We start from the raw sequence: 14,487 nt of genomic DNA, 5'->3' as shown, positions 1-14,487 counted from the left end.
TACATCACGTCACATGCTGTCCCTTTTTCGGGGTTTTACGGAGTTTTGCCCCCGATGCTGTTTACTGAGGCCGCTGGGAAAGGCGAACCTCGTCCCACACTGGAGGTCCCGGTGACGACACGTGGAGTCCTGTACGTACACTCCGCACCGCGCGCGCTGTGCCCGCACGTCGAATGGGCGGTCGCGGGTGTCCTCGGTGCGAGGGTCCAGCTCGACTGGATCCGCCAGCCGGCGTCGCCCGGCACGTGGAGAGCCGAGTTCTCCTGGCAGGGCGAGACCGGTACGGCCTCCAAACTCGCCTCCGCGCTGCGCGGCTGGCAGATGCTCCGCTTCGAAGTCACCGCGGAACCCTGCCCGACCGCCGAGGGCGAGCGCTACAGCGCCACCCCCGAACTGGGCATCTTCCACGCCGTCACCGGCATGCACGGCGACATCCTGATCCCGGAGGACCGCCTGCGGGCCGCCCTGGCCCGCTCCGTGCGCGGCGAGACGGAGCTGGAGGCGGAGATCGCCAAGCTCCTCGGCAAGCCCTGGGACGACGAACTGGAACCCTTCCGGTACGCGGGCGAAGGCGCCCCGGTCCGCTGGCTGCACCAGGTCGTCTGAGGCCGCCCGTAACCCGGCGGGGGTAGATTCCGCCGGGGGGCGCGCAGGGGGCGCGCGGGGGTGGGGGACGTCATGCGCCACGTCATCGTCAACCGCGTCGCGTCGCCCCCACAACCGTCCGTCTTCGCCCTCCGCTGACGCACGGCAGAGGCCCACCCCGCACACAGCGGGATGGGCCTCGTACGTGACGTCAGGTCACACCGTGCGGAACGCCAGCACCACGTTGTGGCCGCCGAAGCCGAAGCTGTTGTTGATCGCGGCGATCGTGCCCTGCGGGAGTTCGCGGGGTTCGTCGCGGACGATGTCCGCCTCGACCTCCGGGTCGAGCTCGTCGACGTTGATCGTCGGCGGGGCCAGGCGGTTGTGGAGCGCCAGGACCGTCGCGACGGTCTCGATGCCGCCCGCGCCGCCCAGCAGGTGACCCGTCATCGACTTCGTCGCGGAGATCGCGACGTGGTCCAGGTCGTCGCCGAGCACCTTGCGCAGCGCCTTGATCTCGGCGACGTCACCCTGCGGCGTCGACGTCGCGTGCGCGTTGAGGTGGACGACCTCGGAGGGCTTCAGGTCCGTCGCGTCCAGCAGGTTCTGCATCGCGGCGGCGATGCCCCGGCCGGTCGGCTCGGGCTGCGCGATGTGGTGGCTGTCGGCCGACAGGCCCTGGCCGAGCACCTCGCAGTAGATCCGCGCGCCACGGGCCTTCGCGTGCTCCTCGGACTCGAGGATCACCACGCCCGCGCCCTCGCCGAGCACGAAGCCGTCACGGGCCGTGTCGTACGGACGCGAGGCCTTCGTCGGCTCGTCGTTGTTCTTGGACATCGCCATCATGTTGGCGAAGGCCGCGATCGGCAGCGGGTGGATCGCCGCCTCGGTGCCACCGGCCACGACCACGTCGGCCCGGCCGGTACGGATCATCTCGACGGCGTAGCCGATCGCCTCGGCACCCGACGCGCACGCCGAGACCGGGGTGTGGACGCCCGCCCGGGCGTTCACCTCCAGGCCGACGTTGGCGGAGGGGCTGTTCGGCATCAGCATCGGCACGGTGTGCGGGGACACGCGGCGGACGCCCTTGTCCTTCAGCACGTCGTACTGGTCGAGCAGAGTCGTGACACCGCCGATGCCGGAGGCGATGACGGAGCCGAGCCGCTCGGGCGCGATGCTCGTGTCCTCGCCGGCCGGGGCGGTGTAGCCCGCGTCGGCCCACGCCTCACGGGCCGCGATCAGCGCGAACTGCGCCGAGCGGTCCAGCTTGCGGGCGAGCGGGCGGGGCAGAACGTCACCCGGGTCGACGGCGGCGAGCGCCGCGATCTGTACGGGCAGTTCGGCGAATCGTTCGCCCTCAAGGGGCTTGACGCCGGAGCGTCCCGCGATCAGACCTTCCCAGGTCGATGCGGAGTCGCCACCCAGCGGTGTGGTTGCGCCGATACCGGTGACGACCACGGTGCGATTGGTCGGGCTCACAGGAATTCTTTCTCCACGTGTGTGATGGTCGAAATACGGCGCCACCGCCGGGTGGCTGACCGAGTCAGCAGGGGCCGAATCAGCCCTGGTGCTTCAGGATGTAGTCGGCCGCGTCGCCGACCGACTTGAGGTTCTTGACGTCCTCGTCCGGGATCTTGACGTCGAAGCGCTCTTCGGCGGCGACAACGACCTCGACCATGGACAGCGAGTCGACGTCGAGGTCGTCCGTGAAGGACTTCTCGAGCGCGACGTCCTCGGTCGGGATGCCGGCGATCTCGTTCACGATCTCGGCGAGACCGGCGACGATCTCTTCCTGGGTGGCGGCCATGGTGGCGCTCCTTCTGTGATTTGCTGTGGAAATGGGCTTCCGGAAGATCCGGAGTGCCTAGGGGAGAGTAACGACCGTCGCGGCGTAGACCAGACCCGCCCCGAAGCCGATGACGAGCGCGGTGTCGCCGCTCTTCGCCTTGCCGGTCGCCAGCAGCCGCTCCATCGCGAGCGGAATCGAGGCGGCCGAGGTGTTGCCGGTGGTTTCGACGTCACGCGCGACCGTGACGTGCTCCGGCAGCTTGAGAGTCTTCACCATCGAGTCGATGATCCGCATGTTCGCCTGGTGCGGAATGAAGACATCCAGGTCGTCCGCCGAGATTCCGGCGGCGTCCAGCGCCTGCTGGGCGACCTTCGCCATCTCGAAGACGGCCCAGCGGAAGACCGCCTGGCCCTCCTGCGTGATGGCGGGGAACTTGATCTCACCCTGCTCGTTGAGCGGGAGGTTCGAGACGTCGCCGATGTGGAACTCGTTCCACGGCACGGTCTGCTTGATCGTCTCGGACTTGTCGCCCTCCGAACCCCACACCGTGGGGCCGATGTGCGGCTCGTCGGAGGGGCCGACCACGACCGCGCCGGCGCCGTCGCCGAAGAGGAAGGCCGTCGCGCGGTCCTCCAGGTCGGTCAGGTCGCTCAGCCGCTCGACGCCGATGACGAGGACGTACTCGGCCGAACCCTCGACGATCATGCCCTTGGCGAGGGTCAGGCCGTAGCCGAAGCCCGCGCAGCCGGCGGAGATGTCGAACGCGGCGGGCTTGCCCGCGCCGATCTTGTCGGCGATCTCGGTGGCGACGGCCGGGGTCTGCTTGAAGTGCGAGACGGTGGAGACGACCACGGCGCCGATCTGCTCGGGGTCGATCCCGGCGTCGGCGATGGCCTTCCCGGAGGCCTCGACGGACATCGCGGTCACGGTCTCCTCGGGGGAGGCCCAGTGGCGCGTGGCGATGCCGGAGCGCGAGCGGATCCACTCGTCGGACGAGTCGATCTTCTCGAGGATCACCTCGTTCGGCACGACCCGGGTGGGGCGGTAGCCGCCGACACCCATGATCCGCGCGTACGGGGCGCCCTTGCTGGGCTTGATCTTCGACATGCTCTACGGCTCCTTCTCAGGCTGCAGTCTGCTCGGCGACGAGCGTGCGGGCCGCGTCGAGGTCGTCGGGGGTCTTCAGGGCGAGGGTCTTCACGCCCGGAAGCGCGCGCTTGGCGAGACCGGTCAGGGTGCCGCCAGGGCACACCTCGATCATCGCCGTCACGCCCAGCTCCTTGAAGGTCTCCATGCACAGGTCCCAGCGGACCGGGTTGGCGACCTGGCCGACCAGGCGCGCGATGACCTCGCTGCCCTCGGTCACGACCCGGCCGTCCTTGTTGGAGACGTAGCGCACGGCCGGAGCCGAGACGGCCAGCTCCTTCGCGGCGGCCTCCAGCTTCGGCACCGCGGTGGCCATGTGGAGCGTGTGGAACGCGCCGGCGACCTTCAGCGGGACCACCCGGCGGGTGCCCTCGGGCTTGTCCTCGGCCAGGGCGGCCAGCTGCTCCGGCGTACCGGCGGCCACGATCTGGCCCGCGCCGTTGACGTTGGCCGGGGTCAGACCCAGCTTCTCCAGGTGCGGGAGGACCACGTCGGGCTCGCCGCCGAGCAGCGCGGACATGCCGGTCTCGGTGATCGCGGCGGCCTCGGCCATGGCGATCCCGCGCGACCGTACGAGACGCAGTGCGGAGAAGTCGTCGAGGACACCGGCGAACGTGGCGGCCGTGATCTCACCGACGCTGTGGCCCGCGACGGCGCCGGGGGCGAAGCCGGGGACGGCCTCGTCGAGGGCGGCGGCGGACAGCAGACCGGCGGCGACGAGCAGCGGCTGGGCCACCGCCGTGTCACGGATCTCGTCCGCGTCCGCGTTCGTGCCGTAGTGGGCGAGGTCCAGTCCGATGGCCTCGGACCAGGCCGCCACACGGTCGGCGGCACCGGGGAGTTCGAGCCAGGGAGTCAGGAAGCCGGGCGTCTGAGCGCCTTGGCCGGGAGCGACGAGTACGAGCACCCTCACACTCTCTCTTGGGGACGGCTCCCGGCGCCCGTGGGGACTAGGACGAAGAACCGTCGGGGGAATTGTTGGTGTTCGACAAAAGTCTAGGACTGGGTATCTCCGTCGGCCAAGCGCCCCAGAATGAGGGCGATCCGCAGCGTGAAGGCGGACCGAACATCGGAGGGTGACCAACCGGTGACGTCTGTCACACGTCGAAGCCGGTACCGCACGGTGTTCGGGTGCACGAAGAGCATCCGTGCCGCGCCTTCCAGGCTGCTCGCCTGCTCCAGATAGACACTCAGAGTTTCCAGCAGCGCCGATCCCGCTTCCTCCAGCGGTCTGTAGATCTCCTCCACCAACTGCTCACGCGCAGAAGGGTCGGAGGCGATGGCGCGCTCCGGCAGGAGATCGTCCGCGAGGACCGGTCGCGGGGCGTCCTGCCAGGCCGTGCAGGCCTTCAGACCGGCGGCGGCGGCCTGCGCGGACCGGGTCGCCGCGAGCAGGTCGGGGACGACGGGGCCCGCGACGACGGGACCGGCGGCGTACGGACCGATCAGGGCCTTCGCCACGGCGAGGGGGTTGTCGTTGCCGCCGGCGATGACGACGAGCCGGTCGCCGAGGACGCCGGTGAGGACCTGCAGCTTGGCGTGCCGGGCGGCCCGGCGGATCGCCTCGACGGTCAGCTCGCTGTCACCGTCGGGCGCGGTGCCGAGGACGACGCAGACGTGGTCGGGGGAGTTCCAGCCGAGCGCGGCGGCCCGCGAGACGGCGCCCTCGTCGGCCTCCCCGGAGAGGACCGCGTTGACGACGAGGGACTCGAGGCGCGCGTCCCAGGCGCCCCGGGCCTCGGCGGCCTGGGCGTAGACCTGGGCGGTCGCGAAGGCGATCTCGCGGGCGTAGACGAGGAGGGCCTCGCGGAGGATGGATTCGTCGCCGGGGGCGGCGACCTCCTCGATCGCCGTCTCCATGACCTCGATGGTGGTGCGGACCATCTCGACGGTCTGCCGGAGCGTGATGGCCCGGGTCAGCTCGCGGGGCGCGGTGCCGAAGACGTCGGTGGAGATGGCCTGCGGGGTCTCCGGGTGCCGGAACCACTCGGTGAACGCGGCGATACCGGCCTGGGCGACCAGACCGATCCACGACCGGTTCTCGGGCGGCATCGCCCGGTACCACGGAAGCGTCTCGTCCATACGGGCAATGGCGTTGGCGGCGAGCCGCCCGGAGGACTGTTCGAGGCGCTTGAGGGTCGCGGAATGCGGATGAGCGGCGTTCGTGGGTTCAGACACGGGGACAAGACTGCCTTATCGGGACGCCCGGGTGCGGGGTCGGGGCCGTTTCCCCACGAGGGGCCCGTCGCGGGAGGCGTCGCGGGCGGGTGCGTCGCGGGGCGTGCCTCCCCGGGGCGGTCGCCGCGCCCGGCTTGCGCGGGCAAGGCCGGACCCGGACGTCGGCCGCCGCTGCCGCGCGGGGCGGCACCCGCGCGGCGGCGGTGGATACGGGCGCCGCGTGCCGCGCCCGTCGCGGGCTACCGTTTGCCCGTGATTCGTATCCAGCGTGCCGGTGACCGTTACCCCGGGGGCGACCCGGCGGCCGGGATCGAGACGCGGCACGCGTTCTCCTTCGGGCCGCACTACGACCCCGACAACCTCCGCTTCGGCGCCGTGCTCGCCTGCAACGAGGAGCGGCTCGCGCCCGGGGCCGGGTTCGCCGAGCACCCGCACCGGCACACCGAGATCGTCACCTGGGTCGTCGAGGGCGAGCTGACCCACCACGACACGGCCGCGGGCCACACCACGGTCGTCCGCCCCGGGGACGTCCAGCGGCTCAGCTCCGCCGGGGGCGTACGGCACGAGGAGCGCAACGACGCCGACGTGCCCCTGGTCTTCGTCCAGATGTGGCTCGCCCCGCTCGAGCCGGGCGGCGACCCCGCGTACGAGATCGTCCGGGGCATCGCCGACTCCACCCCGTACGCTCTCCCGGAGGCGGCCGCGATGCTCCACGTCCGGCGCCTGGAGCAGGGCGAGCGGACGGCCGTCCCGGACGCGGACCTCGTCTACGCGCACGTCGTGCGGGGCACGGTCCGCCTCGACGGCGAGGAGCTCGCCCCCGGCGACGCGGCCCGCGTCACCGACGCCCGCGACCTCGCCCTCCTGGCCACGTCGGACGCGGAACTCCTCCTCTGGGAGATGCGCCGCACCTGAGCGGGAGTCCCGGGCCGAGCCCCTCGCGTCAGCGTGCCGCCGCGCTCTTCGCGCGCCACTGCTCCCAGCTCACGTTCCACGCGCCGTAGCCGTTGCCCTCCGCCACCGTGCCCTTCGTCTCCGCGCCCGTGATCTCGAAGGGGTCGCCGGGCCGGACCTGGGCGTAGAACCACGCCGCGTCCGCGTCGCTCATGCCGATGCAGCCGGAGCTCTTGTTGGCGCGGCCGAAGTACGCCGCGTTCCACGGCGCCGCGTGCGCGTACATGCCCGACCACGTCAGCCGCATCGAGAAGTCGACCATCTTGTCGTAGGCGTCGCCGAGCCCGACCGTCTCCGAGTTCATGTTGATCGTGCCCTCCTTCGCCATCAGCACCGCCGTCCCCCGCCACGACCGCTTGTCGCCCCCGGGCGTCCCACCCGATACGGGGATCGTGCGCACGGCCCGCCCGTCGCGCTCCAGGACCAGCCGCTTGCGGTCCAGGTCCACTTTGACCACCTGCGCCACCCCGCCGACCGTGAACCCGGTCCGGTAGTCCCGTACGAACCAGCCCCCGCCCGAGTCCGTCCCGTCGAGCGTCGCGTCCAGGTCCACCCGGGTCCCCGGCTTCCAGTACTCCTTCGGCCGCCAGTCCACCCGGTCCTTGCCCGACCAGTCCTTCAGCCAGCCCCACGAGCCGACCGTCCCGTTCGAGGTCGTCACCTTGAGCTGCTTCTCCACCTCGGCCCGGTTCGTCACCGGCCGGTCGAAGACGATCGACAGCGGCTGCCCGACCCCGACCGTGGTGTTCTTCCCCGGCGCCAGCGTCAGCTTGTTGACCCGCGCGGCCGGGACGGTCCTGAACGTCGAGCTGCTCGTCGTCTCCTTCCCGCCCGCCGTACGGGTCGTCGCCTCCACCCGGTACGAGGTGCCCGGCACCGCCTTCCGGTCCGAGACCCAGGACGTCCCGCCGGCGCCGGTACGGCCCACCAGCACACCGCCCTCCGCGTCCACGACCCGCACCGTCCTCAGCGTGCCGCCGGTGGCCGTGACCGTCACGGTCCGCCCCGCGGCCGGGCTCACCACGGTCACCTTCGCCGGGGTCTCCGCCTTCTGCGCGGCCCCCGGGCTCTCCGTCGTACGGGGCGCGCCCACCGCCCCCGCCGAACAGGCGGCGAGCGAGCCGCAGAGGGCGACGGCCGCGAGCGACCGGCGTATTCGGGTGCGTGCGGAAACCACGGGAACCTCCGGAAAAAAGTGTGGGATGCCCGGACTGTAGGCCGCCGAATCGCCCTCCGGGCCTCTGTGACAAGGGGTGGAGAGGAACGGTCATCGTCCGGTCACACACGACGCGCGGCCCCGTCAAGGACGGCTGTGAGCATCCTGTGCGCCCCCCGACCGAGGGGCGGAACAAGGAGGCTCACGTTGTGTCAGCTCTGCTCGTGACGGCCGCACCGCCGCGGACCACCCGCCTTGAGCCCGTCACCGTCGAGACGTACCGTGCCGTCCTCGCCCGGAGCGAGGCGCGCCCCAGCTTTCTCCAGTGCCCCTCCTGGGCCGAGGTCAAGGACGGCTGGCGCCACCAACTCCTCGGCTGGGGACCGGAGTCGGGGCCCGGACCGACCGGCGTCGCCCTGGTGCTGCTGCGCCCCTTCCCCGGCACCCGCAAGTTCTTCGCCTACCTCCCCGAGGGGCCGGTCGCCGACTGGTCCGACCCGGACGTCGACGGCTGGCTCACCCCGCTGCTCCACCACCTGCGCGCCGCCGGGGCCTTCGCCGTACGCATCGGCCCCTCGCCGGCCTTCCGCCGCTGGAACGCAGCCACCCTCAAGGCGCACACCGGTCCGGGGCGGCGGCTCTCCGACGTCCTCGCCGACGAGGTCGACCCGCTCGGCACCGCCGTCGCCGAACGGCTCCGTTCCCGCGGCTGGCGGCGCTGCGGAGGCGACTCGACCGGCGAATCCGACGGCGCCGACGCCCAGCCCCGCCACGTCTACCAAGTACCGCTCGCGGGACGCAGTTCCGACGACCTGTGGAACGGCCTCAACCAGGAGTGGCGACGCAACATCCGCAAGGCCAGGAAGTCCGGCGTCGAGGTCGTCGTCGGCTCGGCGGCCGACCTGCCGGACTTCTTCCGGCTCCTGCGGATCACCGAGGAGCGTGACGGTTTCCGGCTCGGACGCTCCCTTTCCTACTACGAACGTCAGTACGCGGTCCTCAACGCCGAGCAACCCGGACGGATGAAGCTCTACCTCGCCCGCCACGAGGGCGAGACCCTCGCCGCCCACACGATGATCACCGTGGGGAAGCGGGTCTGGTACCAGACCGGAGCCTCCGCCGACCACCGCCGCGAGGTCCGCCCCTCCAACGCCCTGCAGTGGCGGATGTTGCTCGACGCCCACGCGCTCGGCGCGGATGTCTACGACATGCGCGGGATACCCTCCACCCTTGACCCGGACGACCGCGCCCACGGTCTGCTGCGCTGGAAGCTCGGCACGGGCGGGCAGGCCGTCGAGACGCTGGGGGAGTGGGAGACACCGTTGGCCGGCACGACCAACCACGCGCTGTACCGGGCGTTCCAGGCCTACCTGGCCCGCCGATGACGACGACCCTCGCGGAGCAGGGTCCGGGGGCGGGCGCGGGGCCGAGGCACCGCGCCGCCCCGTCCGTGCTGCGCAGCGGCGCACTCATGGCCGCCGGGTCGCTGGTCTCGCGCGCCACCGGATTCGTCCGCTCGGCGATCGTCGCGGCGGCGCTCGGCGTCGGCGGGATCGCCGACGGCTACGCCGTCGCCAACTCCATCCCCACGATCGTCTACATACTGCTCCTCGGCGGCGCCCTCAACGCGGTCTTCGTGCCCGAGCTCGTCAAGGCCGCCAAGGAGCACGAGGACGGCGGCGTCGCCTACACCGACCGGCTCCTCACCCTCTGCGTCTGCGCTCTGCTCGTCATGACGGCGGGCGCGGTGGTCGCGGCGCCCGCGATCATCGACGCGTACACCGACTACAGCGGCGCGCGGGAGTCGATGACGCTCGCGTTCGCCCGGTACTGCCTGCCGCAGATCTTCTTCCTCGGCCTCTTCACCCTGCTCGGGCAGGTCCTGAACGCGCGGGGCAGGTTCGGCGCGATGATGTGGACGCCGGTCCTCAACAACGTCGTCGTCATCGCCGTCTTCGCGCTGTATCTGACGACGGCCGTGACGGGCGCCGACGGACTCTCGGCGGGGGAGACCGCGCTGCTCGGCTGGGGCACGACGGCGGGCATCGCGCTCCAGGCCCTCGCGCTCGTGCCCTCGTTGCGGGGGGCCGGTTTCCGCTGGCGACCGCGGTTCGACTGGCGCGGCAGCGGGCTGACGTCGCCGATGCGGTCGGCGGCGTGGCTGGTGCTGCTCGTCCTCACCAACCAGGCCGCGTACTGGGTGACGACGAAGCTCGCCACGGCGGCCGGGGCGCAGGCGGAGACGCTGGCGGGCGGCGGCGGGGGCGGCTTCGGATTCGCCGCGTACAACAACGCCTATCTGCTGTGGGCCGTGCCGCACGGCATCGTCACCGTCTCGCTGGTGACGGCGCTGCTGCCGAGGATGAGCGGCGCGGCCGCCGACGGCGACCTGGCGGGGGTGCGCCGGGACGTCTCGTACGGGCTCCGCGCCTCGGCGGCGGCGGTCGTCCCCGCGGCCTGCGCCCTGTTCGCGCTCGCGGTGCCGCTGATGAGCCTGGTCTTCCAGTACGGCAGGACCGACGCGGCCGACGTCCGGGCGATGGCGTGGATCCTGATGGCCTTCGCGCCGGGGCTGATCGCCTTCTCGGGCCAGTACGTCTGCACCCGCGCCTTCTACGCGCTGCGCGACACCAGGACACCCTTCCTCCTGAACCTGGTGATCGCGGCCCTGAACGCGGGCCTGTCCCTGACCGCGTACCGGATCCTGCCCGCGACCTGGGCGGTGGCGGGCATCGCGGCCGGCTACTCCCTGTCGCTGTGGGCGGGCTGGGCCCTGACCGCGTACGCCCTGCGGCGCCGGCTGGGGCGCGCGCCGAAGGACGGCGTACGGGACGGGGCCCCCGCGCCCCGGGCCGCCGGCTCCCTCGCGCGGCTGGTTCTCGCCGCCCTCCCCGCCACCGGCTGGGGGCTGCTCGCCACCGACACCACCGCCCCCGCGGGCGCGCTGCCCGCCGCCCTCGCGGGCGGGCTCGCCGTCCTCGCGGTCTTCGGGCTGCTGGCCCGGCCGCTCGGGCTCACCGAGGTGAGTGCCCTGCTGACGACCACCGGCCGGCGCCTGCGCATCCCGCGGCCGCGCCGCGGCTGACCCGGGGCACCCCACCGCTCCCTCTCCTCACCTTGGGATACTGCTCGAATGCCTCGCGTGCTGCTGATAGAAGACGACCCCTCCGTCCGCGAAGGGGTCGAACTGGGGCTGCGGCGGCGCGGCCACGAGGTGCGGGCCGCCGCGACCGGGGAGGCGGGGCTCGCCCTGCTCACCGAGTTCCGGCCCGACCTCGTCCTGCTCGACCTGATGCTGCCCGGCATGAACGGCGTCCAGGTCTGCCACCGGATCCGGGAGACCAGCCAGCTGCCGATCATCATGCTCACCGCACGCGGCGACGACTTCGACGTCGTCGTCGGTCTGGAGGCGGGCGCCGACGACTACATCGTCAAGCCCGCCCGTACCGAGGTCATCGAGGCCCGCATCCGCGCCGTCCTGCGCCGCATCGAGGAGCCGGGGACGGGCCGCCCTGCCGTCGAGTTCCACGGCGAGCTCGCCATCGACCGGGCGGGACTCACCGTCGCCAAGTCCGGCGAACGGCTCGCCCTCGCACCCTCCGAGCTCAAGCTGCTGCTGCATCTGACCGCCCACCCCGAGCAGGTCTTCAGCCGCCAGCAACTCCTCGAACACGTCTGGGAGCACAGCTACCACAGCGACGCCCGCCTCGTGGACGCCTGTGTCCGCCGCCTCCGCAACAAGGTCGAGGACACCCCGGGAACCCCCCGCTACATACAGACCCTGCGGGGCTTCGGCTACCGCTTCGGGCCGCTGTGAAGCGCCGCCTCCGCCCCTTCGGGCTCCGCACCCGGCTCGTCCTCGCCTTCCTCCTGGTCGCCGCCGTCGGCTGTGGCACCACCGCCGCGCTCACCTACCAGGCCGCGCGCAACGCGATCCTCGAACAGGCCCAGGACAACGCCGTCGCCGCCTTCCGCGAGCAGGTCGGGCTGCTGAACATCTCGCTCCCCGTCGACCGGGAGTCCCTGCGCGAGTCGCTCTTCCTGATCGCCAAACAGGGCAAACCGCGCCCCTGGCGGGTCTACGCCGAGTACGGCCCCCTCCGGGTCTCCTCCACGGACCGCCCCATCTCCACCGTCCTCACCCCCGAACTCCGCTCCCGCGCCCAGGGCACCACCCACGGCAGCTTCCAGCGCGTCGTCAAGAACGGCACCGCCTACCTGACGATCGCCGTCCCCGCCCTCCTCAAGCCCGGCCCGGGCGCCGACGGCCGGCCCACAGGACTGGTCCTCTACGCCGTCGTGGACATGAGCGGCGAGCAGAAGAACATCGACGCCATGGTGGCCGCGGCCCGCGGCGGCGTCCTGCCGGCCCTCGCCGTCGCGCTCGTCCCCGCCCTGATCGCCGCCCGGAGCGTGCTGCGACCCGTACGGGACCTCAGGCGCGCCGCGCACAGCATGGGCCGGGGCGAGCTGGACACCCGTATCCAGGCCAAGGGCAGCGACGAACTCGCCGACCTCGCCCGCACGTTCAACGAGTCCGCCGCCGAGCTCGAACGCTCGGTCGCGGAGCTGCAGCGCGCCGAGGCGCGCGCCCGCCGGTTCGCCTCCGACGTCTCGCACGAACTGCGCACCCCGCTCGCCGGAATGCTGGCCGTCACCGAGGTCCTCGACGAGGACGCGGCCCACCTCCACCGGGACACGGCCGCCGCGGTCCGGCTCATCAGCGCCGAGACCGGCAAACTCGCCGACCTGGTCGAGGACCTGATGGAGATCTCCCGCTTCGACGCCCGCGCCGCCGAGCTGCACACGGACGAGGTGGACGTCGCCGAAACGATCCGCCGGACCCTGTCGAGCCGCCACTGGACCGACCCGGAGCAGCTCGTCCCCGACCTCCCGCCCGGCATCCGCGCCCGCCTCGACCCGCGCCGCTTCGACGTGGTCGTCGCCAACCTGGTCGGCAACGCGCTGCGGCACGGCCGCCCGCCGGTGACCGTACGGCTCTTCACCGACGGCCCCTGGCTGGTCACCGAGGTCGCCGACCGGGGCCCCGGCATCGCGCCCGAGGTGCTGCCGCACGTCTTCGACCGCTTCTACAAGGCCGACCCGGCGCGCGCCCGCTCCTCCGGCAGCGGCCTCGGGCTCGCGATCACCCAGGAGAACGTACGCCTCCACCACGGCACCGTCCTGGCCGCCAACCGCCCCGACGGCGGAGCCGTCTTCACGGTGAGGATCCCGCTGTGACCCCGTACCGCAGGATCACGCTCGCCGCCGCCCTGCTCCTCACCCTCGGGGCCTGCGGCATCCAGGGCACCGACGTCGTCGAGTCCGGCGAGGCGGCCTCCGTCGTCGTCCAACCGCCGCCCGCGCTGCGGATGACGCTCTTCTTCGTCGGCGGCGACGGGCGTCTCGCCCCTGTCGTACGGGAGGGCCAGGGCCTGGACCACGGCCCGCCCGACCCCACCCCGACCGGCTCGGGCGACACGGGCAGGGGAGACCTGCGGGAGAGCGACGCGGGCCGGCCCCTGAAGCCGCTGGCCGCCCTGCTGGCAGGACCCGGCGAAGCCGACCGCGCCGCAGGCCTGGGCACCCGGCTCCCCGCGGAGGGGCACGAGCTGTTCGTGAGCGAGGGGGCGATCAAGACGGGAACGTACGGCGTTCCGACGTTCCTGGTGCGGTCCACGGGCCCCGTGAAGACCCTGGAGCCGCTCGCCGTCCAGCAGATCGTCTGCACGGCGGTCTTCGCGAAGGACCCCGCAGGCGTGGTCTCGATCAGCCTCTCCGGCAAGGACGGCACCCTGCCCACCCAGTCCTGCCCGGCATAGCCGGCCGGCCGGCCGCGGGGATCAGGCCCCGGCGCGCAGCTCCGCGAGCACCGCGTCCGTGAACGGCGGCCACGCCTCGACCGCCCACGCCCCGAAGGGGCGGTCGGTCAGCGCGACGCACGCGGCCCGCGCGTCCGGGTCGATCCACAGGAACGTGCCCGACTGCCCGAAGTGCCCGAACGTGCGCGGCGAGGACGAAGCCCCCGTCCAGTGCGGCGACTTGCCGTCCCGGATCTCGAAACCGAGCCCCCAGTCGTTCGGCCTCTGATGTCCGTAGCCGGGCAGGATGCCCGTCAGACCGGGGTACGTCACCGTCATCGCGTCGAGCACCGTACGCGCGTCGAGGAGGCGCGGCGCCTGCACCTCGGCCGCGAACCGCACCAGGTCGTCGACGGTCGAGACGCCGTCCTTGGCGGGCGAGCCCTCCAGCGTCGTCGACGTCATCCCCAGCGGCTCAAGGACGGCCTGGTGGAGGTAGTCGGCGAACGGGATGTCCGTCGCCTTGGCGACGTGGTCGCCGAGCGCCTCGAACCCGGTGTTGGAGTAGATCCGGCGGGCGCCGGGCGCGGCCATGACCCGCTGCTCGTCGAAGGCGAGCCCCGAGGTGTGCGCAAGGAGGTGCCGGACCGTCGCGCCCTCGGGCCCGGCGGGCTCGTCGAGGTCGATCGCCCCCTCCTCGTACGCGACGAGGACGGCGTACGCCGCCAGCGGCTTGGTGACCGAGGCGAGCGGGAACCGCTGTCCGGTGGGGCCGTGCGCCCCGGCCAGGGTGCCGTCCGCGCGGACGACGGCGGCGGCCGCGGTGGGGACGGGCCAGTTCTCGATCAACGCCAGGCTCTGCAAGGACATGGGGCCGA

14 protein-coding genes are annotated in these 14,487 nt (G+C 72.4%); 7 read left to right on the top strand and 7 right to left on the bottom strand.

Annotation, left to right across the window (positions count from 1 at the left end):
* Nucleotides 1-111 precede the first annotated feature (111 nt).
* Complete coding sequence (locus tag ACGFYP_RS11970) at nt 112-606, top strand: DUF3145 domain-containing protein (protein WP_137989482.1); 495 nt, start codon at nt 112-114, stop codon at nt 604-606.
* A 195-nt stretch (nt 607-801) separates the two neighbouring features.
* Here the strand turns inward: ACGFYP_RS11970 and fabF are convergent, their stop codons facing one another.
* The 5 genes from fabF to fasR all read right to left on the bottom strand — a co-directional run bounded on the left by fabF (nt 802) and on the right by fasR (nt 5,698).
* Nucleotides 802-2,064, bottom strand: coding sequence for a beta-ketoacyl-ACP synthase II (fabF, locus tag ACGFYP_RS11965; RefSeq protein WP_393490160.1), 1,263 nt, complete (start codon nt 2,062-2,064; stop codon nt 802-804).
* 79 nt (nt 2,065-2,143) lie between these two features.
* On the bottom strand, nt 2,144-2,392 hold the full coding sequence (locus tag ACGFYP_RS11960; protein WP_361966496.1) for an acyl carrier protein: 249 nt from the start codon (nt 2,390-2,392) through the stop codon (nt 2,144-2,146).
* 57 nt (nt 2,393-2,449) lie between these two features.
* The gene (locus ACGFYP_RS11955; RefSeq protein ID WP_361966494.1) at nt 2,450-3,481 is read right to left on the bottom strand and encodes a ketoacyl-ACP synthase III; all 1,032 of its coding nucleotides are present in this window, start codon (nt 3,479-3,481) and stop codon (nt 2,450-2,452) included.
* Between the two features lie 16 nt (nt 3,482-3,497).
* A complete protein-coding gene (locus ACGFYP_RS11950) occupies nt 3,498-4,427 on the bottom strand; it encodes an ACP S-malonyltransferase (protein WP_361966492.1) in 930 nt (309 codons plus the stop codon).
* Between the two features lie 89 nt (nt 4,428-4,516).
* Nucleotides 4,517-5,698: a fatty acid biosynthesis transcriptional regulator FasR gene (gene fasR, locus ACGFYP_RS11945; protein WP_393490154.1), complete on the bottom strand. Its 1,182-nt coding sequence runs from the start codon at nt 5,696-5,698 to the stop codon at nt 4,517-4,519.
* Between the two features lie 252 nt (nt 5,699-5,950).
* Between fasR and ACGFYP_RS11940 the strand changes: the two genes are divergently transcribed.
* Nucleotides 5,951-6,613, top strand: a complete 663-nt coding sequence (locus ACGFYP_RS11940; RefSeq protein ID WP_393490151.1) for a pirin family protein — start codon at nt 5,951-5,953, stop codon at nt 6,611-6,613.
* A gap of 28 nt (nt 6,614-6,641) precedes the next feature.
* On the opposite strand, the gene ACGFYP_RS11935 is transcribed toward ACGFYP_RS11940, so the two are convergent.
* Nucleotides 6,642-7,829 (bottom strand): Ig-like domain-containing protein, encoded by a 1,188-nt coding sequence (locus tag ACGFYP_RS11935; RefSeq protein WP_393490148.1) that lies wholly within the window; start codon nt 7,827-7,829, stop codon nt 6,642-6,644.
* A gap of 188 nt (nt 7,830-8,017) precedes the next feature.
* Here ACGFYP_RS11935 and ACGFYP_RS11930 point away from each other — a divergent pair, with 188 nt between their 5' ends.
* From ACGFYP_RS11930 to ACGFYP_RS11910, 5 genes are read left to right on the top strand one after another with little or no spacing between them, the layout of a single operon-like run.
* Complete coding sequence (locus ACGFYP_RS11930) at nt 8,018-9,193, top strand: lipid II:glycine glycyltransferase FemX (RefSeq protein ID WP_393490146.1); 1,176 nt, start codon at nt 8,018-8,020, stop codon at nt 9,191-9,193.
* Complete coding sequence (gene murJ / locus ACGFYP_RS11925) at nt 9,190-10,893, top strand: murein biosynthesis integral membrane protein MurJ (protein WP_393490143.1); 1,704 nt, start codon at nt 9,190-9,192, stop codon at nt 10,891-10,893. The genes ACGFYP_RS11930 and murJ overlap by 4 nt, the downstream gene beginning before the upstream one ends.
* Nucleotides 10,894-10,941: 48 nt before the next feature.
* Complete coding sequence (locus tag ACGFYP_RS11920; protein WP_393490138.1) at nt 10,942-11,625, top strand: response regulator; 684 nt, start codon at nt 10,942-10,944, stop codon at nt 11,623-11,625.
* The gene (locus ACGFYP_RS11915) at nt 11,622-13,049 is read left to right on the top strand and encodes an ATP-binding protein (RefSeq protein WP_393490133.1); all 1,428 of its coding nucleotides are present in this window, start codon (nt 11,622-11,624) and stop codon (nt 13,047-13,049) included. The genes ACGFYP_RS11920 and ACGFYP_RS11915 overlap by 4 nt, the downstream gene beginning before the upstream one ends.
* Entirely contained in the window at nt 13,046-13,630 is a 585-nt protein-coding gene (locus tag ACGFYP_RS11910; RefSeq protein ID WP_393490130.1) for a hypothetical protein, read from the top strand. The genes ACGFYP_RS11915 and ACGFYP_RS11910 overlap by 4 nt, the downstream gene beginning before the upstream one ends.
* Before the next feature lie 21 nt (nt 13,631-13,651).
* Here the strand turns inward: ACGFYP_RS11910 and ACGFYP_RS11905 are convergent, their stop codons facing one another.
* Nucleotides 13,652-14,479 carry a serine hydrolase domain-containing protein gene (locus ACGFYP_RS11905; protein ID WP_393490126.1) on the bottom strand — a complete coding sequence of 276 codons (828 nt, stop codon included), beginning with the start codon at nt 14,477-14,479 and terminating at the stop codon, nt 13,652-13,654.
* Nucleotides 14,480-14,487 lie beyond the last annotated feature (8 nt).

The organism is Streptomyces sp. NPDC048370, assembly GCF_043200825.1.
Lineage (GTDB): Bacteria > Actinomycetota > Actinomycetes > Streptomycetales > Streptomycetaceae > Streptomyces.
This window is presented reverse-complemented; position numbering and strand designations above follow the sequence as displayed.

Coding starts and splice junctions, on each gene's coding strand:
- ACGFYP_RS11960 (WP_361966496.1), bottom strand. CDS start 2,392: ATGGCCGCCACCCAGGAAGAGATCGTCGCCGGTCTCGCCGAGATCGTG.
- ACGFYP_RS11920 (WP_393490138.1), top strand. CDS start 10,942: ATGCCTCGCGTGCTGCTGATAGAAGACGACCCCTCCGTCCGCGAAGGG.
- murJ (WP_393490143.1), top strand. CDS start 9,190: ATGACGACGACCCTCGCGGAGCAGGGTCCGGGGGCGGGCGCGGGGCCG.
- ACGFYP_RS11955 (WP_361966494.1), bottom strand. CDS start 3,481: ATGTCGAAGATCAAGCCCAGCAAGGGCGCCCCGTACGCGCGGATCATG.
- ACGFYP_RS11905 (WP_393490126.1), bottom strand. CDS start 14,479: ATGTCCTTGCAGAGCCTGGCGTTGATCGAGAACTGGCCCGTCCCCACC.